This is a genomic window from Fructilactobacillus florum 8D, from assembly GCF_000512295.1.
Classification (GTDB): Bacteria; Bacillota; Bacilli; order Lactobacillales; family Lactobacillaceae; genus Fructilactobacillus; species Fructilactobacillus florum.
Genome location: NZ_ALXG01000045.1, coordinates 46,491 through 69,172 on the forward strand (window position 1 = coordinate 46,491; position 22,682 = coordinate 69,172).

Here is a 22,682-nt window from a genome sequence, read left to right on the forward strand (position 1 = left end):
AAGGAGGAGATTGATCGTGAGCGAAATTCCAGCACGGACTGAGCTGATTATTGGGTTCCTTAACCAACGGTCACTGAGGCAACTAGCTAAGTTTGGAGATATGCGTTACGCTTCACTGAAAATGCACTATGCGATTATGTATGTAAACCAGGCCGATGAACAGCAACAAATTGAAAAGATCAAGCAGTTACGTGGGATTAAATCGGTTGCAGTTGCACCAACGGCAACTTTGGCAGCTGATTTTGCGGAACTAAATCAGCAACTAAGTGAGGATAGTCAGTTATCATGAGAATTATTGGCGGGACTCATCGAGGACAGCGACTAGTACCAGTTGCGGGCCGTCAAACGCGTCCAACAACTGATAAGGTTCGCGAAGCGCTTTTTAATATGATCGGTCCCAGCTTTCGTGGCGGGCATTTTTTAGATTTATACGCTGGTTCTGGAGCCGTTGCCCTAGAAGCACTGTCACGTGGAGTTGATCAAGCCGTGGCGATTGATCGCCAGTATCAGGCAGTTAAAACCATGGAAAAAAATGCGGCGAACCTTAAAATCACAAAAACAAAATTTCAAATAAAAAAAATGACGGTGGCGCGGGCGATAGAAATCATGGCTGGCTCTGAGACTCAGTTTGACTATGTTTTTTTGGATCCTCCATATGCACAGCAACAAATGCAAATAGATTTAGATAAACTAGCCCAGCAGGGGTTGTTAAAACCAGCAGCGTTAGTAATCTGTGAAACCGATCGAGCAACAAAATTGCCTAAGGTCGTAGATTATTCGATGGTGCGTCAAAAAAGCTATGGGTTGACAACGATTACAATTTATCAATATAAGGATTAAATCATGAAAAAAGCAGTTTATCCGGGTAGTTTTGACCCCTTAACTAATGGTCATTTGAATATTATTCGTCGAGCTAGCACAATTTTTGACGAAGTGACGGTGGCAATCGGAAGAAATCCCGAAAAGAAGACCTTGTTTTCAGTTAGCGAGCGGATTCAGCTACTCCAATGTTGTACAACTGAATTGAAAAATGTTACTATCAAATCCTATCAGGGGCTGACTGCTGATTTTGTCCGTTCAGAACATACTAACATTGTGATTCGTGGCACTAGAAACTCCCGCGATTTTGTATATGAACAAGAGATTGCCAATCTTAATAATCTGTTGGATGCGGATATTGAAACAATGCTATTATTTGCTAATCGTGATTACGAGTTAATTTCTTCATCGATGGTTAAGGAAATCAATCGGTTTGATGGTGATGTGCGACAGTTCGTTCCTGATCAAGTTTTCAAAGCACTGAAGGAGAAGAATCATGAAAAAAATTAGTAAGCAGCTACAACACTATCGCATTCTAATTTTATTGTTAGCTGCGCTTTCATTTTTACTGTGGTTTTTCTTTTGGCCACTTAATACAGTGGTGGAAGCTCCGGGAGAAGCAGTTAATTTGCAACCAATGGTCAAGATTTCGGGACAGCCACCGCTCAAAAAAAATCAATTTATGATCACAGCTGTTTCGTTATCTCAAGCGCGTCCGGTAACTTATGTTCAATCATGGTTTAATCCACATTTGACAATTGAAAATGCAAATAACATTACCGGTGGACAAAGTGGCAGTCAGTTTAATGATGTTCAAAATGTTTATATGGAAAGCGCAATTAATAATGCGATTTATGTTGCATACCAGCACGCAAATCGACCGGTACAACGAAGTTTCCATGGAGTCTATGTTTTGAATCTACTACCTAATTCTGATTTTAGAGATAAATTAGAACCGGCTGACCTGATTGAATCGATTAATGGAAAGCAGCTGAAGCAAAGCACAGATTATGTCAAATATATTCGGTCGCTGCCAGAAAACGCTAAGTTAAAAATAGATTTCAAAAGAAAAGGAAAGCCCCACACTACCACTGGGTTTAAACGCGAAATTGCAAAGGGATTTAATGGAATCGGGATTACAATGACTGATGATGTTTCTGTGAAATCAAATCCGGCCGCTAGTATCAAACCAGGTGAAATTGGTGGTCCTTCCGGAGGTTTGATGTTTGCACTCCAGATTTATTCACAACTAGAACAAAAAACATATCAACCACAAAAAATTGCAGGAACGGGAACGATTGCTGCTAATGGTCAAGTTGGTGAAATTGGTGGGGTTGACAAAAAAATTATTGCAGCCCATGATAGCGGTGCAAAAGTTTTCTTCTGCCCGTACGTAAAGCCAACGAAGACCAATTTGGCAATGGAAGAAAATCATCAGACTAATTATCAGGTGGCTAAAACTACGGCGGCTAAATATGCACCAGGAATGAAAGTTGTCCCTGTAACCACTTTCCAAGATGCTATTAATTATTTAAATAAACAATAAAGATGCTGTAATGGGCATCTTTTTTCGTATTTAAAATTATAGAAAGGGGAATAAGATGGATAAGTATCGAGAAAAGTTGGTTGAATTAGTTCAAGATCATGGTGCAAAATTATGGATTGTGATAATTGGAATCATGGTCGTCATTAGCGGGTACTTTTTATGGCCGCAATCGGTCGCTAGTAGTGAGAATCAGCAACAGGTGACACAGCCGGTGTCACCTAAGTCTCAACCAATCCACCAAAAAGGGATGCTGAAAAAGACCTTTGTAGTGGAAGTTAAGGGAGCAGTTCAACGTCCGGGGGTATATCATTTGCCACCGGGAACTCGTTGCGAGACGTTGATACAACAGGCGGGAGGTTTTACACCCACGGCTGACCAGCGACAAGTAAATTTGGCAAAAAAGCTTCTTGATCAAGAAAGCCTGTATGTTCCAGCTCAAGGAGAAACTAAGGCAATTACTATGCCGACTGGGGGTGGATCAGAACAACCGTCGGAACCGATCAACTTAAATGAAGCGGATGTCACCAAATTGCAACAAATCGATGGGGTTGGTGCAAAAAAAGCAGAAAAGATTGTGGCTTATCGACAAGCACATGGTGAATTCAAGTCTGTGGATGATCTCAAAAACGTAGCGGGTTTTGGTGTTAAAACTGTCGCAAAATTGAAAGATAATTTGACAATTTGAACCACCAATAATTGCTGTTATACTTGAGAAAATCAGCTACAGGAGGTGGTCTTGTATGAAGCGAGAAAGAATTCCCTGGGATCAATACTTTATTCTACAAGCAATTTTAATTGCTAGTCGCAGTACTTGTAAGCGTCGTTCAGTCGGAGCGGTTTTAGTGCGCAATAAGCGGGTAATTGCCTGCGGCTATAATGGTTCAGTTGCCGGTGATGATCACTGTTTGGACGTCGGTTGTTACTTAGTAAATAATCATTGCGAACGGACAATTCATGCCGAAATGAATGCAATTTTGCAATGTGCGAAGTTTGGTGAATCAACGGATGGAGCGGTCATTTATGTAACTGATTTTCCATGTTTGCAGTGCACAAAAATGTTGTTACAAGCGGGAATTACTGCGATTAAATATGTAAGAGAATATCATAACGATCCATATGCAGAGCAATTGTTACAAAAAAAACAGGTTCAGGCGACGCAGGTAATGATTGACCAGCAACAATTTGATAACTTACCCTTTGCAGACTACTTATCTATCGATGAATAATTAAAGAAAATTTTTGGATTTTTACAGCCGTCTGGTGGGCGCTTTTAGCGGTATTTTTCTTCGTTTCGCCGATCTATGGTGCGATTGGAATGATAGTATGGGCAGTTCGTCTAGCCTGCTTGCAAGTTAGGTGGTTTTTCCTTATAAATTGTTGTCTCCTAATAATTCCGGCAGGATGTTTTTTTAGTTGGCAACAATTCCGTGCTAGCCAATTACAAACATTTCAACAAGCAACCGGTAATCATGTTACCCTGCAGGTTCGGATTACTCCAGACAATCTGAGGTGGTCGGGCAGTCGTTATAGTGGGTTGGTAACCGTTCCTAGTCTCCATCAACAGCTTTATTTGCGCGGACAAGCAACATCACGAATGCTTGCTACGTTGCATACTACCAAAAGTTTATTAGTAACTGGTCGACTACAGCCTTTGGCGCCAAGCGGGAATCAAAATCAATTTGATGGAGGCGCTTTTCAACGCCAACGCGGGATTAATGGACAACTACAGGTTCAGCAACTCCGGTTGATTGCTAAGCAACCACCAGCAACTTTTTTAGAAAAATTACACGAGTTGCGATTTTGGGGATTATGGCAGTTACGGCGGTTTCCTCACTTGGTTCGGTTATACGCTGCTTGTTTGTTATTTGGTTATCAAACCGAAGACTTCCGGCTTGATTTGAATGGAGTGCAACAATTAGGTTTGATCCACTTGTTTACGATTTCGGGACGCCACGTCTACTTTCTTTTACAGTTAGCAACCTATTTATTGACTCGATTACGGCTTCGTCGCAAATGGATCGATTGGTTTAATTGCTGCTGGCTTCCAGTGTATTGTGTGATATCAGGCTTTGGCGTTGGACTATGGCGAGCCTGTTTGGGGACAGAATTACGAATTCAAGCGCGGTTACTACAGGTTAACTTAAGGGGGCTGGATCTTTGGGCAGTGACCTTGATGCTCCATTTATTGATTAATCCATGGGTTCTTTGTCAATTTGGCGGTCAGCTGGCTTATTTGTTATCATTTACAATGTTAGTTACAAATACATCTCGTTACTGGCAACAAATGCTTTGGATGAACCTAATTGGGCTTCCCCTGATTTTATATCATGGTTACACCTGGCATTGCCTCTCTTTTTTGGTAAGTTTATGGATGGTGCCAATTTTTGGTAGATTAGTGTTTCCGTTAATTTTAGTTAGTTATTTGCTGGGGGTTTTTCGGTTACCTGGTTTGCAAATTAGTAATTGGCTGTTGCAACAGATCACAGTGGTAATCAATGGAATTAGTCAATTCCCAGGGGAAATTATTTTTGGAAAGCCCCAGCTGGTTCTCGTGGTCTTGTTATTGTTGGTCGGCTTGGGAGCATTTTTTAAACAAGTTTGGCAACGGTGGATCACGTTTTTTTTATTACTATTACTGTCATTTGGACAAATTCATTTTCCAACGACTGGGGAAATCACCTTCTTTGACGTGGGTCAAGGTGATAGCATATTGATCAGAGCACCATTTAATCAGACGGTGACTTTGATTGATACTGGTGGTCGGCTTGATTTTGGCAATCGTCGAAGACAAGGACAGCGCTATCAAGCAGAACAAACGTCAATTAATTATTTACACAGTATTGGAATTCATCGGATCGATAATCTATGTTTAAGTCATCAGGATTCTGACCATATTGGTATATGTATAGAAGAAAGCCTTTGTAAAAACGTTTATAAGCTATTTTATATAAAGTTACCGCAAAAGTTACCACAATTCGTTAAATTTGTCAGCTAAATTAACATCGTTCTCAGGGTTTCTCTCTGTATAAACAGACAGAGTCATTTGCGGAGAAGAATGCCCAAGTGATGCCGACACTTCAGAAACAGGAACGCCTGAATTTAGTAAAAAACTAGCATACATGTGTCTGAAAGTGTGCGCAGTAAAACTGCCGACTAGGTATCCTAAGTCAGCTCTTTTGAGAGTATTACGAAGTCTGAGAGATATACCAGTATTAACCAGTGGATTAAGATATTCGCTTTGGAGCACAAAAGTTGTATCATCGAATTTTATTCCTTTTTGTATGAATTGCTGAGACACTTTTAGACGATACTTTTTTAATAGACTAGCTAGTTGTTTAGAAATATTAATAGTTCTTTTGCTGTCTTTAGTTTTAGGGGAACGAACTCCATTGTAATCACGTGTGCGATTGATACTAATAGTTAATTTATTAAAGTCAATATCATGCCATTGCAATCCGCAAAGTTCTCCTTGACGCATACCTGTTTGCTCAAGCGTATACATTATGACTTGAGTTAGAAGTGACTCATGATTTAATTGAGCATTGAATTTATTAAGTTCAACTTTAGTCATAATTCGTTTTTGTTCCTTTCCCGTATCGGGAATTTGAACGTGCGATATTTTATTACGATCGATGAACTCATTATCAACTGCGTCATACATAATTGTCATCATTCGATTGTGGCAACTGAGAATTGTATTGCGCTTATATCCTTTTTCTACCATTGGATTAATTAGTTTGCTAGTGTAATTAATCTTGTTTAAATTGCTTAACTTTATATTTCCAATTGCAGGAATTATATGTTTATTAAAAGCCGTCCAATAGCTAACGCTAGTGGATTTTTTTATGTTGTTTTTATGGTTGTCCATGTAAATTTTAATATATTGTTGAACAGTAATATTTTGATTTTTAACAAGGTTGACGTCATTGCTTGCAAGCTTAGCTTGATCAGCTAGCATAGCACGATTAGCGTCATTCTCAGACTCAAAGCCACGCTTTTGTTTCTCATGACGATTATGTAGCTCATCATAGTAAGATAGGCGATAACCCCATATAATGCCTGATTTTGCTTTATATTGAAAAATGTGCGGATGCCTTTTTGAATACTTCAATTTATACATATTGTCTCCCAGAACGTATGTTTTTAATTGTTTAAAATAAAAAGCTCTTACGAGCTTATTTAAGTATTATTTTATTTGCTCCAAACATTTGCTCATACTCACTATTAGGATATGTGTATACTCCCTTGTTGCTATATTTTTGTAAATCCCAAGTATTTCCAAAAGTTACTGAATATTTAGTGTATCCAGGATAATCTAGTGGATCAACTTTAACAGTTTTATTTTTTCCATTTTTTTGTATTTCATTTTTAATGTATTGATATCTTCTACTTATAGAATTATTTGTTTGCTTAGAGTCAATAAATCCTGTACTTAATGATATTAAAGTGATTATTGATAATGATATTATTGAAAATGCCATTATTGATTTAATAATAGGGCTATCAATATTTTTAGGTATTAAACTAATAGTTGCAATTATAAGAAAAACGAATCCATTAAAGAATACTCTATCCTGATTATCTGTTAGTTCAGGAGATAACGCCATAGCATAAATCATTGCAAAGCTACTAATAAACCAAACCAATGAATACATAACGATCTCTTTATTTTTAAATATAAAAATATTCAAACAAGCAAGAGCTATAAATACTAATATAATCCATATTAAATATTGGGAAATAAATACATTGATTTGTGGAATTCTTATCTCAATCCTATTTATAAAATTCTTGTTTATAAAATCTTTGTCTAAAACTTTTGCTCTCTTTTCATTTCCGGGAGCTAAGATTAACGCTAGATATGAAAAAATATATATAACAATCAATAAACATTTTTTAATATTAATTGTAAAATTACGTTTATAAAAATAATTCAGTAAATACATACCAATTAATAATAATATAACGCCTCCACCAGTATTTTCATTTGACCAACCTGAAACTATTGCTAAAGGAATCATCAAAATGTAAAGAATTGTTTTATTTATAATTTTTACTTTGTCTATATTAATAAACAACCAAACAAATACTAAATTTGCAGTTAGTGTCCATAAATAGTTACCACTGCCGCTTGTCCATAAAAATACTTGTCCAAAAGTAGGGGTCAAAAGAAATAATGAAATAATAATAAAAAAGTAACTAATGAATGACTCTTTTGTACTTTGCAATTTATTTTTGGAAAGCCTTAGCATTAAAATGCTAAGTAAAATAAATACCAAAGAATTTAAAATTCCAAAAATAGGTCTTGGCAATGTAACAAGTAACCGTGATATGCCTTCGCCAAAAACACGTCCAGACCAATTGTTATATGCAATTATTTGTGTATTTATTATTTGAGAAAAATTAAGCCCGACGCCATTAACAATGGAACGCCAATCATCAGTCCATAAAGGAGTTATGGTTGACCAATAAGCCATAAATAGAAATATAAAGAAGATGAATATATATATATAATTTTTCTTCAAATAATTTACCAATGTTTTCCTCCAAATATTTAAAGATTGATCTAAATACTAGATCTCAATGTATCGTCTTTATCGCAAGCAATCCATTTACATCTACAATTTTTATGTAAGTTTTTACTTATTTTTTGAGCTTCATCAATAGAGTAAGGATTGTTTTCCCACAATTTATCGCAAATATCACATACGTTTTCATCGCCTTCAGTTATGAAATGTACATAGTCAATTTCAGTATTTTTAAATTTGTTTAATGTATTTTTATCCATATTTTCCTCCTAGAACATCTTCATTTCCATTTTAACAATACCAATAATTTTCCCAGACTTATCTTCATTAAGCACAATTGGCTCATACTTAGGATTGTCAGGAATTAGAAAAACGCTGTCTTTAATATGCTTAATCCGTTTCAGCGTTGCCGTCGTATCATCATCCAGCAGTACCGCAGCGATCTGCCCATCGTCAGCGTCAGGTTGTTCACGTATCAAAACATTAGATCCGTTAGTTATCGTTGGCTCCATGCTATCTCCACGGCACTTAAGTACGAAGTAGTTACCATCCTTAACGTTATCGTGCGGAATTGGAAGATATCCGTCGATATTTTGCTCAGCGATGATAGGTTCTCCGCAAGCAATTTCTCCGATGATAGGGACGTTGACTAGATCATCGTTAGAAATTCTTTTCATGTTATCAGGCAACTGCGTTGTTAGACCAGCCATTTCAAAAATTTTATTTTCTGAAATTCTTAAGCCCTTAGCTAGTTTTTTTAAAGTATCGGGTTTTGGTATATTTCTTTTACCACGTTCTAAAAGCGATAAGTATCCTGGATCGATTTTAGCTTGTAACGCAGTTTGCCTGAGCGTAAAGTTCTTTTCTTGCCTTATATTTCTAATTTCAGATCCAAAATTATTTTCATTTGCCATCATTACGGTTTCCTTTCGAAATAAGTTTATCAAAAATGCAATATATTTTGTCAAAAATACAAATTATTTTATCAAAAGTGTTGACAAATGACATTATGGGTTATAGTATTGAATCAAGAAAGGAGGGAATCATGAAATACAAAGTAAAAGATACTAAAGAACTAAATGGATTAATTGCAACATCTGGATTTACAGTAACTGGATTTGCAAAGCATATACATGCGTCAGGATCGTATTTTAAAGACGTTTTGGAAAAAAGAAAAAGTGTTTTTCCTCCTTACGCAAAGAGAGTAGCTAATTCTTTAGGGGTATCTATAACAGATATTTTTTTTGAACAAGATGATGTCAAATGACATCAAGATAATTGAAAGGAGGCGATAAATATGAAAAGCGAAAACGATCCAGTAATCATCATTCATCCTGCTAATGGCAACGAAATCCTAAATGCAAGATTGTACGACAGAATTGAAATTGTTTCTGACGATGGCAAAAAAATAGCAGAAATCACAACTGCTGATGTGATTCCTGCTAAAGGATATTTGGCTAAACTTTATCCTGCAAAAGATTAGCCTTTAGGCGGAAATGGGTCAGTACCATAACTCCATCTACGTTTAATTTTTCCATCTTTTCCATGTATAAAAAGTTCTGCATTTTGATTTTTAGCAACGATTTGTGCATAAGCAATTGCCTCTTGCTGACCGTCAAAATGTTCGGAAGCCTTGGAAGAATTATCAGATTTTACATCCCAACCGCCATTGGGATTTGTAACAACATGTTCTTGTTTTGACATTATAACCACCTCCTTTCTTGAGATGATTATAACAAATAAAAATTTAAAAAAAGGAGAAGAATATGGACGATACAGCAATTTTGGAACTTCATCGCAAAGTTGCTGAAGAAGTTGCAGAACAGCTATTAGTACCGATTGCTAAGAACTTGAAACTCAAGTACGCAGTTATCGATACAAAGCTAGCTCAAGAGATATCTAGGCAGTCGACGACTGGATGGTCTGAGATTGCTGGATCTCCTGAACTTCGAGCAATTGAGCATCACAAGAAAAATAAAAATGGGAATTTTGGCAGGTCTATCTACTACTATCCCGATGAGTTCTACAAAGCGTTACGTGATTATACAGAAAGGGTGTGGGACTAATGATTGACCTGATCACTAAAGCAATTTGTTTATTCATCATTAATTTCAGAACAATTTTGCTAACAATTATCGCTATACCAATCGTTATAACCATTATCCAAATTATTATCGATTGTTTTAACGGAACTATTAAAGACTTCAAACTTAAAGATTTTTTTGAATAAAAAGGAGATAAGAAAATGAAAAAGGAAGAATTACAGACACAACTAATTGTTGACGAATATGTAAAAGAAGCTAACAAATCAGGTGCTTATCTAAGCGACAAAGCAATGGAATTACGTGATCAACTAGTCGAAGCATTTGGATTTAATTCAGACGAAGAAATCGATTTAGACACGATTATCAATTTTAAAGGTTACGGATATGCTTACAATTTTGAAACTGACAAATATGAAAAGGTGGCTTAGCTATGAATAAAACAAAAAAAGACTACTTGCGCACAACAAGTAGTCGAGAAAACTTAATTTTTTTAAATATTAAACAATTCAATTCTAGCGCAAGAACGTTTAGAAAGCAACCGACTATCTTGCAAAGAATTGTTAGAAAGGCGGTGCGCTAATGGCTTGTGACTACTGTGCGTCAAGAAACTCAATTCCAAAGCAAGAGTACGGACTAGGATACTTTTCAATCGACCGATATAACCACGAAATTCAATACTGGAATATCTGGGATATTCGAGATAAGTACGACCTTTTGTACCCTGGAGATCCGACCGACGAACAAGTTAGAGAGTATATGGATGAATATAATCCTGACGACTCAATCAAAGTTAATTTTTGCCCTTTTTGCCGAGATTTTATAGGAGAGACAGACGATGAATAGCAAGGAACTTTTTATAGACGAAACAACTACGATCACTTACAAACCACAACCAATCCACATTAGAAACTTTGACACTCTGCAAGCCAAAATTGAAGATATTAGAGCAAAGTACGATGGCTTAGTAGTCACTGCTGACTCTTACCAAAATGACAAGAAAACTAAGCAGGAATTGAATAAATTGTTCAATCGTCTTGATGAACAGCGTCGCAAAGTTAAACGTGACTATATGGCTCAAATTAAGCCCTTTGAAGATGCTATCAAACCGCTTGAAGATGATATCAAGGAAACTAGCGTCAACATTGATAAACAGCTCAAAACTTATGACGAGAAATGGAAAGAAGCTAAACGTACACAAATTCAGCAGTTTATTAATGACGTTGCTCCAAACTACGGCGTTTCAGCTGATACCATCACAATCGATCCACGCTTTTTGAACAAATCTACTACCAAGAAGCAATGGCAGGATGCAATTGTCGAACAAATTAAGCTGGCACAAGCGGATGAACTGCGTCGTAAACAAAATGTTGAAGTTCTTACTAAGTACGCTCATAAAGCAGGTGTTGATCCAGTACCATACGTCCATCTACTGAGCAACGGCGGTACTGTTCTAGAAATCCAAGATATCATCGATAGCGATATCAAGCGTGCGGAAGAAGAGAAACAACGTCGTGAGCAGGACGAAGTTAAAGTCAGTGAGACTAAATCAGTAGACAGGTCAACTGGCGAAGTCATTGACAAAGTTCTAGTTAGCTATGAGTTATCAGGAACTAAAGAGCAGATTAAAGCTTTAGAAGCTTATATGGATAACGCAGGATTAATCTACAGAAAGCGTGGCTAAGCATGACAGAAGAAACCAGCACAAATAACATCAATTCGATTTATTCGAAAATCTCACAATTATCATCAGTTTTTAAACAGCCAAAAAAGAACGCAATCAATCCTTTTACACAGTCAAAATACGCAGACTTAAGCGAAATCATCGAGTCACTCAAGCCAGCCTTAGCTAGCGTCGGGCTTGGCTTTGTGCAAGTTCCAGTAACTAATACCAACGAAAATGGGCAAACCAGCGTAGGAATCAAGACAATTGTTTTTGACAAAGATAATCAAGTCGAGTTTAAAGCGTTTTCATTGCCACTACTAAAGACTGACCCGCAATCAGCTGGCTCAGCACTAACATATCTACGCAGATACACGCTATCAGCTATCTTTGGTATCGCTGCCGACGATGACGACGGTAATCAGTCTAGCGGACGCACTCAGCAGTCTCAGCAACGTCAACGACCAGCGCAACGGCAACAACGTAGCCAGCCAGCACAACGACAACAGAACAGCCGTCCTGCGCAACAACAGCAACCAGCTAAGCAGACTGATAGTTCTCCTGCTGGCGACAAAGCCAAGCAACTCATCAAGGATCTCAACGCAAAGTACAGCAAGCTAATCAACAAGGATGAAAGTGAGTCGATGGAAGAACAGCTCAATATCTGCAAGATTAAAAACCCTAAAAATATGACTGTTAAGCAAGCACGTGAGCTATATCAGAGTCTAAAGATTTTTTACAACAATGCAGTGAAAGCAGGCGAAAACTTTGATTAATACAGTAGCGCTAACAGGTCGTCTTACAAGAGATATCGACTTGAAGTACACGCAAGCAGGGAAAGCAGTAGGCAACTTTAATTTGGCTGTTAATCGAAACTTCAAAAATGCCAATGGCAACGTTGAAGCAGACTTCATCAGTTGCACAATTTGGGGCAAATCAGCTGAGAACTTAGCTAACTTTGCTCACAAAGGAACTCTGATCGGCGTGGAGGGAAGTATCCAAACCCGCAACTACGAAAATAAGCAAGGTCAGAAAGTCTACGTGACTGAAGTGAGAGTACAGACTTTCTCACTGTTAGAAACAAGGAATAGTCAAAATAACGGCTATCAAAATCAACAGAACAACAGTTGGGGCAATAGCCAAGATGGAATCAACGTTACTGATGACGATCTACCGTTCTAAGGAGATGAACTCATGACAAAAATCAATCGTAATCGAGAATCTACATTCACATCTGCTGATAATAAGCTTGTGAGAGATGAGCGACTAAGCTGGAAAGCACGTGGTATTTTCATCTATCTATTTTCTCAAAGTGAAAACTGGGAATTTTACGAAACTGAAGTTATGAATCATGCAACTGATGGCAGAACGTCTTTACGAAGTGGATTAGCAGAACTAGAAAAGTACGGATATCTAGTTCGTAAGCAGTTAAAAAATGATAAAGGTAAGTTTTCTGGGTGGGAGTGGATTATTGATGATATTCCAATGTTGCAAAAGCCGAAGTTGCAAAACGTGACTTCGGAAAACGAGACACTAAGAACTAACAATAAAAGAACTAACAATACAAGTAATACTAATAGTAAGAGAGAAGCATTGTCGAGTTCTGACGAACCCGACGCCGTCTCCACCAAAAATCAACCAACCGAGAAAACGGACTGCCAAATTATTATCGACTATCTCAACGCTGAAACAGGCAAGCATTATCTCAACACGTCTGCTAACCGAAGACTCATCGAAGCCCGCTTTAAAGATGGCTTTACGGTAAGCGACTTCAAAACAGTCATCGATAATCAATCTTTTGCATGGTCTAGAGATCGGAAGATGAGTCAGTATCTGCGTCCTGCAACGCTGTTCCAAGCGTCTAAATTTGAGGGGTATTTGAACAACATTCCAACCATAAACAACGGAAGAGAGGAGGACTTGCACGATGAAGAGCTTGGTTTCTAGCTTTGACGTCAAGACGCTAGAAGAAACCTGTCCTTTTCATCCTGATACTCATCTAATCCAGTCCAAGTACGGCAATGCCTTGGCACGGGGAACGGTGCAAGCTAAGTCTATGGAAGCAGGCTATGCTGAGAACGTAATGCCAAACACGATTATCGTCGCTGAGAATGTTGTAGGAGGTTTCTATGCCGTTACTAATCTTGACAGTGCGACAGGTGGCTCAGATGCTGAGACTGACGAGCAGTTACGCAATCGTATCCTAGTCAATAATCGTCACGTTCCTAGCGAGACGAAGAGTGGGATTGAAACAGCGATTAAAAACATCGCAGGAGTCACGGATTCACGATTGATTGCGAACAATACAATGCAAGACGATTCATACGGTAACCCCCCAAAATCTTGTCATCTTTATGTGATCGGTGGCGATGATACCGAGATTGCAACGACATACTTTAACCATCTGACGCCAGTATCAACGACAGTTGGAAAAATTAGCGTTGAAGTTCTTGATATTGCGAAAAAGCCAGTAGAGATTAAATTCGATCGTGCCAAAACAGTACCTATTTATATAGACGTTGTCCTAACTGTTGATGATACTCAGTTCAACGCTGACTCAGCCCCTGAAACAATCAAAAAGAACATTTTATCCTATCTTAGCTTGCTAACGATGGGGTCGGATGTTCTTTTTTCACAGTTATTTGCGCCTGCATACTCAGTATCAGGCGTTAAAAACGTTCAAATTAAGCTAGGTACTAGCCAAGACTCAATGAGTGAGAACGATATATCGGTCGACCAGTTTGAGTTGCCAGTCAGCAGTCGTGATCTAATTTCCATTGAAGTTAGGAGCTGATAATCATGTTTGAAACTGATACTGACCTTTCAAATGAAGCGATTGAGAGACAGATACAGACGTCGCTACCATCAGTTCTGAGCCAACTGCCAGATAGCAATAACCAGCGACTATTACACATCATCTCTGACTTGGCTTGTCTTGGTAAAGATAACCTGCTGAGTGTCTATAAATGTAAACAGTTGAAGTATTCAAGTAATGCTTGCTTAGATTTGATTGCCGAAGAGTACAACATCAAGCGAATTGATGATGATGATGAGTTTTTGCGGTTTATGGTTCGTACGAAAATTATGCAAAACACGTATGGCTCAACGACAAACGAACTTAAGAAGATGATATCGATTGTCATGGAATTGCCAATCGATCAATTCGATTTTGAAGCCACGGCTAATCCTGAAGAACTTGTCATAACTAATATTCCATTCGATTTCATCTCAGGAGCCAAGACTGAAGTAAAGCGAAAGCTTGTGGTTGAAGCGATTCAAGATATGCTACCGCCTGAGTATCTACTGGCTGACGTGCGTTACAGCAAGTCAACATATCTAAATGTCATCTATGCACTATCGTCATCACGTAACAAGCTCAACAACGGTCTTCCAAGCTATGAATACTCTCACAAGCAAGCTATCAATGCAACGGCTAAATTTATCTCAAACAAGAACAAATTAAAGGAGTGATCTAATGCCAACTTACAATCAGGCAACAATTACAAACGCAGGATTAAAGCTACTAGGCTCAGCCAATGGCGGTACGGATACCATCACATATACACGGATGGTTTTTTCATCGATGGACAATTCCAAGTTATCAGATGACCAGCTCAAGGCTGTAACTGACGTAGTTCCTGCTGATCTAGTATCTAAACCTGATACCTATCAAAATAGTACGACAGGGGAATCTAATGTACGGGGTTATGTAAATAATACTGGTCGCCAAAAAGGGCTGTATGTAAAGACTTATGGCGTCTACGCAACTAATAAAGCGGGCAAAGAAATTCTTTTTGCGATTGAGTGTGCAGATAACCCCGATTACTTGATTCCTAATCCTGATGGAAAGCATCCGTCAGGATTAATGTATACGTTCAAAATTGCTGTTAATGACACTGATAACGTTACTTTTACTGCTGATAAAGATGTTTATGCCACTTTAGATGACGTTAAAAAATCATCTAGCGATATTAAAACTGATTTAAACAATTTACAGCAAACGGTCACTCAGTCAAATAAACTCACTGACCAAAAAATAGTTTCTTTAACATCAGGGCAATGGCAACAGTTACATTTAATCAGCTACCCATCTGAAAGTAATAGCGCTATTTCAGTAAAAATTGTTGGAAATATTTTATTTGTATCAGGATGGATAACGCTAAATGAGCCTTTAAATATCCAAGCCGATCAAATTCAAATTTCAGACAACAAAATTAAAGAGTTCTCTAGAATTAATCAGACGATTGTTCAAGCGCTTAACTTCCAGTCAGTTAGATTAGGCGGTAGTAACAGCAGTGTACAGGCAGTCTTATCTCAAGATGGATACTTATATTTGCGTTCTTGGCAATCTGTTTCTGCGGACTATTTCATCGGAAACTTTAGTATAGCTCTTGATTAGGAGATGATCATATGCGTAAAAATACTAATCAAAATAGATTTATTGCGATTGCAGGGCTTGAGACGACTGCTCTTGGAATCTATTTGCTAGTAATTAAAAATGTTTTTGCGTCCGAATCAGATTTTCTTGCTCACTTTCTTGTCCATGCACAAGACCCGATTATCGTGTATTTTCTAATCGCAATCGGAGTTTTCAGCTTTATTGTCGGCTCATCGGGTATTACAAAGCACCACATGCACAGGCTATCAATATCTTTGATGGTAGGGGTATGGACAACGTACCTTGTCATCTTTATGTGGCACGATGCTAATGCCCCAGGGATACCTTTCCATTTGTCATCAGTTTTAATGATTTTTCTCATCATCAATCTTTTTGTTGAGATGATTGGAGGCAACCACTATGAGTGACGCAATCATCGTAGCTGTTATCACGGGAGCGCTAGCCTTTGCTGGCACTTGGTACTCTGATAAGAAAAAGGAGCTTAGCGATAAGCAGAAAAATAAAGTTGACTTAGAACTTGCCTATGCTAATCACATGCCCGAGCTCTTAGACAAAATAGATATTATCACAAAGCAACGTGATGACCTTAGAGACCAAGTCAGCAAGCTATCTGACCGAGTAGAAGAACAATCAGCAATCATTAAGACGTTAAAAGATACAAACCAATCACTTAATAATAAATTGAATCGCCTGCTCAATAAGCAGACTACAGAAAGGATTAACAATGAACGAACTAATTAAATTAATTGATCCAGCTACTGCTTTAGTTATTATCACAGCTATCATCAAACTAATCGCACCAACCGTAAAAGCTATCCATCTTACTAATCGTCAGCAAGCACTTTACAATCAAGCTAAGGCAGCGGTTACTTTCGCAGCACAGCAGACTGGACTTGATGATGACCAGCGCCGTCGCTTAGCTGAGCAAGACTTAGCTCACTTTGCAACCGATCACGGAATCCACGTTTCAGAAACGACAATCGAAAATGTTACTGAGTATGCTTATCAAATTCTCAAGAATAGCGATTCTATCAACATCTCAAGCTATGAGCCTAAAGATAAGCTTACGGGCGACGCTAGCTTACCAAAGATGGACGACAGTACCATCAAAGCTATTAAAGATAGTGAGCCCGCTGGTACTGATAAAGCTCAAGAACTAGCAGAACAGAACAAAGAATTAGATGGGGGTGCTAAATAATGGCTGATTTTCCTTTAGTAATTGACGTTGCGAAGTTCCAAGATAGTTCACTGGATTTTTTTCAGCAGATGAAAAGTGCTGGAGTTAAAGCTGTAATTGTACAGCTCACGGCTGGCAGTAAAGGTCATCCTTACTCACAAAATCCGAAAGCGGGAGCGCAGGTAGCTAATGCCCGTGCAGCTGGATTACGAGTTCACGCTTATCACTACTCTTATGCCTACGGTCACGATGATATGCTGACCGAAGCCGACAACTTCATCACACAGTATCATGCGCTAGGATTGAATCCTGACACTGACTTTGCTTTTCTAGACGAAGAAGATAACTCTAACAACCCTAATCCAGCTACTGACGACTGTAATACGTGGCTAGACGCTTGCGCTAACGCTGGAATTAAGAATCTAGGTGTTTACTCAATGCAGTCGTGGTTCATTTCAGGACAAATCAATCAGAACTCACTTCACACTAACTGCTTGTGGGTTGCTAATTACGGTGTTAGTTCTCCAGGCGTTGATAACTGCTCAGTATGGCAATTTACAGACAACTACTACGGAGCTGACTGCTCCTACGATTTCTTTAGCAAGCTTGTCGATGGCTCTAATGCTGGAACATGGCAACCACCTAAAGAACAGCCACAGCAACCATCACAGCCTACGTCACAGTGGAAGCCAATCACTTATGTAATTCAGTCGGGAGATACACTCAGTGCTATTAGCGCAAAGACTAAAGATAGCATGGATACCATCGTCGCTAATAACTATGATATTTTCCACGGGAATAAAAATGCTACGATCTACCCAGGACAAAAACTGCTAGTTAACGACCACAGTGCTAACGGACTCACGCAACACGTCTATACCATACAATCAGGCGATACTGCTAGCGGAATCTCTTACAAGATCGGAGATAGACTAGCAACCATTATCGCTAATAATCCTGACGTTTTCCACGGGAACGCTGGAGCTACTATCTATCCAGGGCAAGCTATCTTGTACTACAGATAACCTAGTGCTATGAAAGGAGGTGTTAACATGGCTAAAGGTAAGAAAGGCAAAGGCGGTTGCGGTAAATAAGTATAAAGAAAAAGCTCACACATAATTGTGTGGGCTTTTTTATTTGCTATTTTTTATCCAAATAATTTTGATAGCTTTCCTTTTGTATACTTTGGAGTTCCAATAATCTTACCAGTTTTTTTATCACTTGTTATTACTTCGTATAATATATCGCTTTTATCATTCTTATACCCATATAAATCGTAATTAACATTTGGAAATGCAATAACTTTCATATGTTTTGGTGGTTGAGTATTGTGTTTCATAAATTCTTTTACATAATCATCTGAAACAGTGTCTTTATTTTCTAGTATTCCCATTAGTTTAAATCCCTTTCCTAATAGTCTTGATAACGGTTTTTATTTTAATCTCAATTTTAAAATTTTGCAAATTAATAAAAAAGTTAAAAAACTTTGAAAAAAAGCATTGACTTTATAAACGTTTAAACGTATAATAAATATATACTAAAGAAAGGAGGAAAGCAGTTGGAAAAGCAAAATAAAAAGAAGTTTTCAAAAGTTAAGATAACCTTCCAAATATCCTTAACTTCGATAAGCTTCTCATTAGAAATTGAGCGATAAGCTCAATGCTTAGATTGACGGCAGAAATGCCGTTGGTTTAAGCATATCAAATTTTGCAAACTGCGTAAATAAAAATGAAATTAATTAAATTCTCAAAAACGGCTGATAAAAATTGCAGAAATTATAGTTTAAAGATTTCAAATTTATTAATTATACCGACTATAATAATTGCAATTTATCTACTAAGAAAGTAAGGAGAACAATGGCTACTGAATCTCAAAAACGATCGCGTGATAAATGGAATAATGATGCTAAAAATAAAGCCAGAAGAAAATATTATGTTTTAAAATCAAATGCCAGAGCATATATTAGAAATGAATTTACAACTGATGATGACTTAAATGAATTGATTGAAATGGCTAAAAATAGGAGATATATCATGACAAAACAAGAATTAGTTGACAGCTATGTAGCAGTTTACAACAGAGAAGTTTCAGGTACTACGATGAGCAATAACGCCTTGGAAGCTCAGTTCGATTTGCTAGCTGGATTTGGAATCGACGCTAGTGATCCAGCTAACTTGCCAAACGTTGAAGATGTGGTCAAATTCAGCGATTATGGTTACAATTATGACAGTGCTGATGATGAATTCAAAGAAATTTAGGAGAAACCACATGACGCAAAAATTAGAAGGGTATAAAAAGCTTTCAAAATTAAGCTATGACGATGCCATAGCTTTTTTGCTTAAAAAGTATGGGTCAGCTAAAGATGACTACTTCAAAGAAAAGTCTTATGAAAGATTTTTAAAAGGAGAAATTAAGAGCCCTGCTAAAAATCCAATTCAAAGGACTGACGAAGGTCTCTATGTGCATCATATCGATGAAATTAGCGCACCTGATATTTCTAACAAAACTTTTATCCAACTACTTAATTATGAATTTGACCTACAAAAAGCTGATCGGCTTGTTTACTGTGATTTAGTTGAGCATTTAATTTTACACTTTATCATAACTAGAGAAGCGACTGGAGCTCAAGGTCAAGGAGGTGTTGTTAATTTTCTAGCACCTGAATACATAGTTTGGTATATCGATGGAACAAAGCCAAAAGCAGACAATCCGAGATCTGTTTGGAAATTAAATTGCTATAAAAAATCGTTTTTAAGCAAAGAAGAAGCAACCGAACTATTAGACTTTTTACTAAGCAACTCAACAATAAATTATGAGGACGTGAGAATAGATGAATTTCGTGCAATTATTCGCAAAATAGCATCATACAAATCAGAACAGGATATCAAAGATCAGTGGAGTTAGTCCAATATCGCTACAACATGCTGGCGATAGTAGCCTAGATAGGCTAGCTGTTCGTCACATTAAAGCCTTAGCACTGGCTACTGGTATCAGCCCAGCAAAGTGTCTAACTGAACTAATAGCCATTTGCGGTAATCCAATAGTTGAGTTCATTCAGAAGCACCCTAATTTGGATCGTGACACGGTCAAAGAAGTTGAAGATTTAATCATTGAATTAGGCGAAAAAGGAGCTCACTTTAATAACATCTCATTCAATCGATACTACTTTGAGGGAGAAGATACCGACGAACGTGCAGAGATTGCTATGCAAAATCTAATCGTACAATTGAAAGACTTTAAACAGAATCTCTAGAACAGCATTAGCTGTTCTTTTTTGTTACCGCAAAACTTACCACTAATTTTTAAAATACATAGAAATATATGGAAAACAAAAAAATAATAACTGATGTTTTCTGTTGATTTAATAAGTTATAATTAAACATAGAATTATATACTTACACACTGACCATATTGGAGATTTGCCTGCTTATCTAAAAACCATGCAAATTAAAAGAATTTATTTTCCCTGGGGAATGGAACGGAATCGTAGTTTTATGCACCGCCTAGTCCACTTAAAACAAGGAACGGAGTTAATTCCTGCTCGAGCTGGAATGAAGATTGCAAAGACATCTCTTCGGGTGCTCCATCCGCATCATCCCGGATTTGGACACAATGAAGATTCACTGGTCTTGTGGGGTAAAATTGCGGGACTTAAATGGATATTTACGGGTGACTTGCCACGAGTAGAAGAGGTCAAGTTGTTGCAACAGTACCCCAAGCTCCAAGCAGATGTTATCAAGTTGGGTCATCATGGTAGTAAAACAGCTTCTGATCCCAGTTTTTTGCGGAGACTGGCACCTCGATTTGGGATTATCTCAGCCGGAAGAGCCAATCGATATGGACATCCTAATCACCAGACCCTGGATACGTTACAGCGCTTGAAAATTAGGTCGTTTAGTACGCAAACACAGGGGATGATTTCATTTGAATATCGAGCAGGGCAAGCCGGCAGATTTAAAACAAAGTGGAAAGGAAAATCAGATGACCATCAGTCAACAAGTAGCCAAAATTACTAGTCAACAAAAATCGATTTATTTGGTAATTGGTCAGAATGAATTTTGGGAAAGCAAAATTTTGGAACGCTTGCAACAGTTGATTCCTATAACAGAACAAACCATGAATTTTGCAAGTTACGACCTAGAAGCAACTTCACTAGGAACTGCACTGAACGACGCGCGCTCACTTCCTTTTTTTGGGAATCATCGAATAGTGGTGATTAAAAATGCTGCTTTTTTAACCGGTCAGGCGAAAAGCACTGCCAGTCCAGCAGAAATATCTGATTTGTTGAAATATTTACAACAACCAGTGGCAGAAACCACTTTAGTAATTTTTGCCCCCTATGAAAAGCTTGATAGTCGTAAAAAAATCACCAAAGAATTAAAAAAGCAGGCTGAAATCATCGATTTTAATCAATTATCAGAGAGGGAAATTCGTGATTTTATTAAAAAGTATGTCAAAAACAAGCATTATCAAATTGAACCGGCAGCACTCGAAGAATTAATCAGTCGCACGCAAGCAGATTTGACCATGACAATGAACGAACTGCAAAAAGTTTTTTTATATTGTTATCAGCAACCAAATATTACTGTTGCGGTAGTTGATCAAGTTGTTTCTAAATCTTTAGATCAAAATGTTTTTTCCTTAGTTAATTACTTATTGCGTGGTGAAACGACGCAAGCAATTTCTTTTTATCATGAATTAATTGAGGAGGGGCAGGAAGCCATTAAATTAAATGCCATTTTAGAAGGTCAGTTTCGGCTACTTCTACAAGTGGCAATTCTTAGCCGTCAGGGGCGTCGTCAGACCGAGATGGCAACCATCCTGAAAGTCCATCCTTATCGGGTTAAACTAGCACTAAAAAACGAGCAGCAGTTCACTTTGCAAGAACTACGGACTGCATACTTAAATTTAATTGAGATTGAATGCCAACTAAAAAGCAGCTCTAGTAATCCAGAACTGCTCTTTGAAAATTTTGCACTTCAACATAGCAAAAAAAAGAACCCGCAATAACGGGTTCTTTTTTAATTGGTTTTGTTTTTTAGTTTAGTTAAATGAGACTTCTTACGGTTAGCGCTGTTAGTTTTAATCAAACCCTTTGATTTCGTGTGGTTGATTGCAGCAATTGCGTTGCGGTAAGCTGTTTCTACATCTTCGGAACCATTCTCAATTGCACTTTCGAATTTCTTTACAGCGGTCCGCATCTCATTTTTTTTAGAGGCATTGCGCTTGCGTGCGATTTCATTGGTTTTCATCCGTTCGATGGCTGATTTAATGACTGGCATTTTTTCACCTCCATATCGGAATTAATCATAAAATTCTTGGTTACAACGTCCTTAATTATACAAAATTAAGGGAATAATTGCAATACCAACGCAGATGATTACTTGGAATATCTTGCGTTATTAATTGAGATAGTGTATATTAAATTGTATAACTCAAACTTAGTTTTACGAGTCACTGACGTATTACCCAGCTTGAGCAGTTGTCACTATATTTAGGAAGGTGGAA

The 22,682-nt window shown here is 37.7% G+C and carries 34 protein-coding genes; 27 read left to right on the forward strand and 7 right to left on the reverse strand.

The genetic code is table 11. The annotated features are described in order from the left end of the window. The first annotated feature begins 16 nt into the window (after positions 1–16). From B808_RS05525 to B808_RS05555, 7 genes are all read left to right on the forward strand, one after another. On the forward strand, positions 17–289 hold the full coding sequence (locus B808_RS05525; RefSeq protein WP_035422399.1) for a YlbG family protein: 273 nt from the start codon (positions 17–19) through the stop codon (positions 287–289). Then, positions 286–840, forward strand: coding sequence for a 16S rRNA (guanine(966)-N(2))-methyltransferase RsmD (gene rsmD, locus B808_RS05530; protein ID WP_009167146.1), 555 nt, complete (start codon positions 286–288; stop codon positions 838–840). The genes B808_RS05525 and rsmD overlap by 4 nt, the downstream gene beginning before the upstream one ends. 3 nt (positions 841–843) lie before the next feature. After that, positions 844–1,329, forward strand: a complete 486-nt coding sequence (gene coaD, locus B808_RS05535) for a pantetheine-phosphate adenylyltransferase (protein WP_009167145.1) — start codon at positions 844–846, stop codon at positions 1,327–1,329. Beyond that, the gene (locus B808_RS05540; RefSeq protein WP_009167144.1) at positions 1,316–2,365 is read left to right on the forward strand and encodes a SepM family pheromone-processing serine protease; all 1,050 of its coding nucleotides are present in this window, start codon (positions 1,316–1,318) and stop codon (positions 2,363–2,365) included. Before coaD ends, B808_RS05540 begins: the two co-directional genes overlap by 14 nt. 55 nt (positions 2,366–2,420) lie before the next feature. After that, positions 2,421–3,050: a helix-hairpin-helix domain-containing protein gene (locus B808_RS05545; RefSeq protein ID WP_009167143.1), complete on the forward strand. Its 630-nt coding sequence runs from the start codon at positions 2,421–2,423 to the stop codon at positions 3,048–3,050. Positions 3,051–3,105: 55 nt separating this feature from the next. Further along, entirely contained in the window at positions 3,106–3,591 is a 486-nt protein-coding gene (locus tag B808_RS05550) for a ComE operon protein 2 (RefSeq protein WP_009167142.1), read from the forward strand. Between the two features lie 71 nt (positions 3,592–3,662). Next, positions 3,663–5,360, forward strand: coding sequence for a ComEC/Rec2 family competence protein (locus tag B808_RS05555; protein ID WP_225349224.1), 1,698 nt, complete (start codon positions 3,663–3,665; stop codon positions 5,358–5,360). On the opposite strand, the gene B808_RS05560 is transcribed toward B808_RS05555, so the two are convergent. Genes B808_RS05560 through B808_RS05575 form a run of 4 tightly spaced genes read right to left on the reverse strand, consistent with a single transcriptional unit; the run spans position 5,331 to position 8,810 of the window. Then, positions 5,331–6,485, reverse strand: coding sequence for a tyrosine-type recombinase/integrase (locus B808_RS05560; RefSeq protein ID WP_035422404.1), 1,155 nt, complete (start codon positions 6,483–6,485; stop codon positions 5,331–5,333). The two genes, B808_RS05555 and B808_RS05560, sit on opposite strands and share 30 nt — an antisense overlap. A 55-nt stretch (positions 6,486–6,540) precedes the next feature. Next, positions 6,541–7,902: a DUF3329 domain-containing protein gene (locus B808_RS05565; protein WP_035422406.1), complete on the reverse strand. Its 1,362-nt coding sequence runs from the start codon at positions 7,900–7,902 to the stop codon at positions 6,541–6,543. 29 nt (positions 7,903–7,931) lie between these two features. Beyond that, positions 7,932–8,153, reverse strand: a complete 222-nt coding sequence (locus B808_RS05570) for a hypothetical protein (RefSeq protein ID WP_035422408.1) — start codon at positions 8,151–8,153, stop codon at positions 7,932–7,934. 9 nt (positions 8,154–8,162) lie between these two features. Next, on the reverse strand, positions 8,163–8,810 hold the full coding sequence (locus B808_RS05575) for a LexA family protein (protein WP_081716750.1): 648 nt from the start codon (positions 8,808–8,810) through the stop codon (positions 8,163–8,165). A 128-nt stretch (positions 8,811–8,938) separates the two neighbouring features. Between B808_RS05575 and B808_RS05580 the strand changes: the two genes are divergently transcribed. Continuing rightward, positions 8,939–9,160: a hypothetical protein gene (locus B808_RS05580; RefSeq protein ID WP_035422412.1), complete on the forward strand. Its 222-nt coding sequence runs from the start codon at positions 8,939–8,941 to the stop codon at positions 9,158–9,160. A gap of 30 nt (positions 9,161–9,190) precedes the next feature. After that, complete coding sequence (locus tag B808_RS05585) at positions 9,191–9,376, forward strand: hypothetical protein (protein WP_035422414.1); 186 nt, start codon at positions 9,191–9,193, stop codon at positions 9,374–9,376. Here the strand turns inward: B808_RS05585 and B808_RS05590 are convergent. Then, positions 9,373–9,597: a DUF2188 domain-containing protein gene (locus B808_RS05590; RefSeq protein ID WP_035422416.1), complete on the reverse strand. Its 225-nt coding sequence runs from the start codon at positions 9,595–9,597 to the stop codon at positions 9,373–9,375. The genes B808_RS05585 and B808_RS05590 overlap by 4 nt on opposite strands. A 62-nt stretch (positions 9,598–9,659) precedes the next feature. Between B808_RS05590 and B808_RS05595 the strand changes: the two genes are divergently transcribed. The 13 genes from B808_RS05595 to B808_RS06405 all read left to right on the forward strand — a co-directional run bounded on the left by B808_RS05595 (position 9,660) and on the right by B808_RS06405 (position 18,199). Then, the gene (locus tag B808_RS05595) at positions 9,660–9,959 is read left to right on the forward strand and encodes a hypothetical protein (RefSeq protein WP_035422418.1); all 300 of its coding nucleotides are present in this window, start codon (positions 9,660–9,662) and stop codon (positions 9,957–9,959) included. A gap of 179 nt (positions 9,960–10,138) precedes the next feature. After that, entirely contained in the window at positions 10,139–10,366 is a 228-nt protein-coding gene (locus B808_RS05600; protein WP_035422420.1) for a hypothetical protein, read from the forward strand. Between the two features lie 407 nt (positions 10,367–10,773). Continuing rightward, positions 10,774–11,619 carry a DUF1351 domain-containing protein gene (locus B808_RS05610; protein ID WP_035422424.1) on the forward strand — a complete coding sequence of 282 codons (846 nt, stop codon included), beginning with the start codon at positions 10,774–10,776 and terminating at the stop codon, positions 11,617–11,619. A 2-nt stretch (positions 11,620–11,621) separates the two neighbouring features. Further along, positions 11,622–12,374, forward strand: a complete 753-nt coding sequence (locus B808_RS06400) for an ERF family protein (protein ID WP_051393824.1) — start codon at positions 11,622–11,624, stop codon at positions 12,372–12,374. Further along, positions 12,367–12,780, forward strand: coding sequence for a single-stranded DNA-binding protein (gene ssb / locus B808_RS05620; RefSeq protein ID WP_035422426.1), 414 nt, complete (start codon positions 12,367–12,369; stop codon positions 12,778–12,780). The genes B808_RS06400 and ssb overlap by 8 nt, the downstream gene beginning before the upstream one ends. 12 nt (positions 12,781–12,792) lie before the next feature. Further along, positions 12,793–13,545, forward strand: a complete 753-nt coding sequence (locus B808_RS05625) for a conserved phage C-terminal domain-containing protein (RefSeq protein ID WP_051393825.1) — start codon at positions 12,793–12,795, stop codon at positions 13,543–13,545. Continuing rightward, positions 13,526–14,392, forward strand: a complete 867-nt coding sequence (locus B808_RS05630; protein WP_035422427.1) for a baseplate J/gp47 family protein — start codon at positions 13,526–13,528, stop codon at positions 14,390–14,392. Before B808_RS05625 ends, B808_RS05630 begins: the two co-directional genes overlap by 20 nt. Before the next feature lie 5 nt (positions 14,393–14,397). Then, positions 14,398–15,069 carry a hypothetical protein gene (locus B808_RS05635; protein WP_035422429.1) on the forward strand — a complete coding sequence of 224 codons (672 nt, stop codon included), beginning with the start codon at positions 14,398–14,400 and terminating at the stop codon, positions 15,067–15,069. Between the two features lie 4 nt (positions 15,070–15,073). Beyond that, positions 15,074–15,997 (forward strand): hypothetical protein, encoded by a 924-nt coding sequence (locus B808_RS05640; protein WP_035422431.1) that lies wholly within the window; start codon positions 15,074–15,076, stop codon positions 15,995–15,997. Between the two features lie 11 nt (positions 15,998–16,008). After that, positions 16,009–16,404 carry a hypothetical protein gene (locus B808_RS05645; protein ID WP_035422433.1) on the forward strand — a complete coding sequence of 132 codons (396 nt, stop codon included), beginning with the start codon at positions 16,009–16,011 and terminating at the stop codon, positions 16,402–16,404. Further along, a complete protein-coding gene (locus tag B808_RS05650; protein ID WP_035422435.1) occupies positions 16,397–16,738 on the forward strand; it encodes a hypothetical protein in 342 nt (113 codons plus the stop codon). Before B808_RS05645 ends, B808_RS05650 begins: the two co-directional genes overlap by 8 nt. Next, positions 16,722–17,195: a phage holin, LLH family gene (locus B808_RS05655; RefSeq protein WP_035422437.1), complete on the forward strand. Its 474-nt coding sequence runs from the start codon at positions 16,722–16,724 to the stop codon at positions 17,193–17,195. The genes B808_RS05650 and B808_RS05655 overlap by 17 nt, the downstream gene beginning before the upstream one ends. After that, on the forward strand, positions 17,195–18,199 hold the full coding sequence (locus tag B808_RS06405; protein WP_051393826.1) for a GH25 family lysozyme: 1,005 nt from the start codon (positions 17,195–17,197) through the stop codon (positions 18,197–18,199). Before B808_RS05655 ends, B808_RS06405 begins: the two co-directional genes overlap by 1 nt. Positions 18,200–18,321: 122 nt before the next feature. Here the strand turns inward: B808_RS06405 and B808_RS05665 are convergent, their stop codons facing one another. Beyond that, positions 18,322–18,567, reverse strand: a complete 246-nt coding sequence (locus tag B808_RS05665; protein WP_035422438.1) for a hypothetical protein — start codon at positions 18,565–18,567, stop codon at positions 18,322–18,324. Between the two features lie 463 nt (positions 18,568–19,030). Between B808_RS05665 and B808_RS05670 the strand changes: the two genes are divergently transcribed. The 5 genes from B808_RS05670 to holA all read left to right on the forward strand — a co-directional run bounded on the left by B808_RS05670 (position 19,031) and on the right by holA (position 22,184). Continuing rightward, entirely contained in the window at positions 19,031–19,432 is a 402-nt protein-coding gene (locus B808_RS05670; RefSeq protein ID WP_035422440.1) for a hypothetical protein, read from the forward strand. Positions 19,433–19,442: 10 nt separating this feature from the next. Beyond that, positions 19,443–20,078 carry a hypothetical protein gene (locus B808_RS05675; protein ID WP_051393827.1) on the forward strand — a complete coding sequence of 212 codons (636 nt, stop codon included), beginning with the start codon at positions 19,443–19,445 and terminating at the stop codon, positions 20,076–20,078. A gap of 166 nt (positions 20,079–20,244) precedes the next feature. Then, on the forward strand, positions 20,245–20,427 hold the full coding sequence (locus B808_RS05680) for a hypothetical protein (protein WP_035422442.1): 183 nt from the start codon (positions 20,245–20,247) through the stop codon (positions 20,425–20,427). 220 nt (positions 20,428–20,647) lie between these two features. Continuing rightward, positions 20,648–21,190, forward strand: coding sequence for a ComEC/Rec2 family competence protein (locus tag B808_RS05685; RefSeq protein WP_155830463.1), 543 nt, complete (start codon positions 20,648–20,650; stop codon positions 21,188–21,190). Further along, a complete protein-coding gene (gene holA / locus B808_RS05690) occupies positions 21,099–22,184 on the forward strand; it encodes a DNA polymerase III subunit delta (protein ID WP_225349223.1) in 1,086 nt (361 codons plus the stop codon). Before B808_RS05685 ends, holA begins: the two co-directional genes overlap by 92 nt. A gap of 11 nt (positions 22,185–22,195) precedes the next feature. Here holA and rpsT read toward each other — a convergent pair whose 3' ends face one another. After that, entirely contained in the window at positions 22,196–22,456 is a 261-nt protein-coding gene (gene rpsT / locus B808_RS05695) for a 30S ribosomal protein S20 (RefSeq protein WP_009167139.1), read from the reverse strand. Positions 22,457–22,682: the final 226 nt, after the last annotated feature.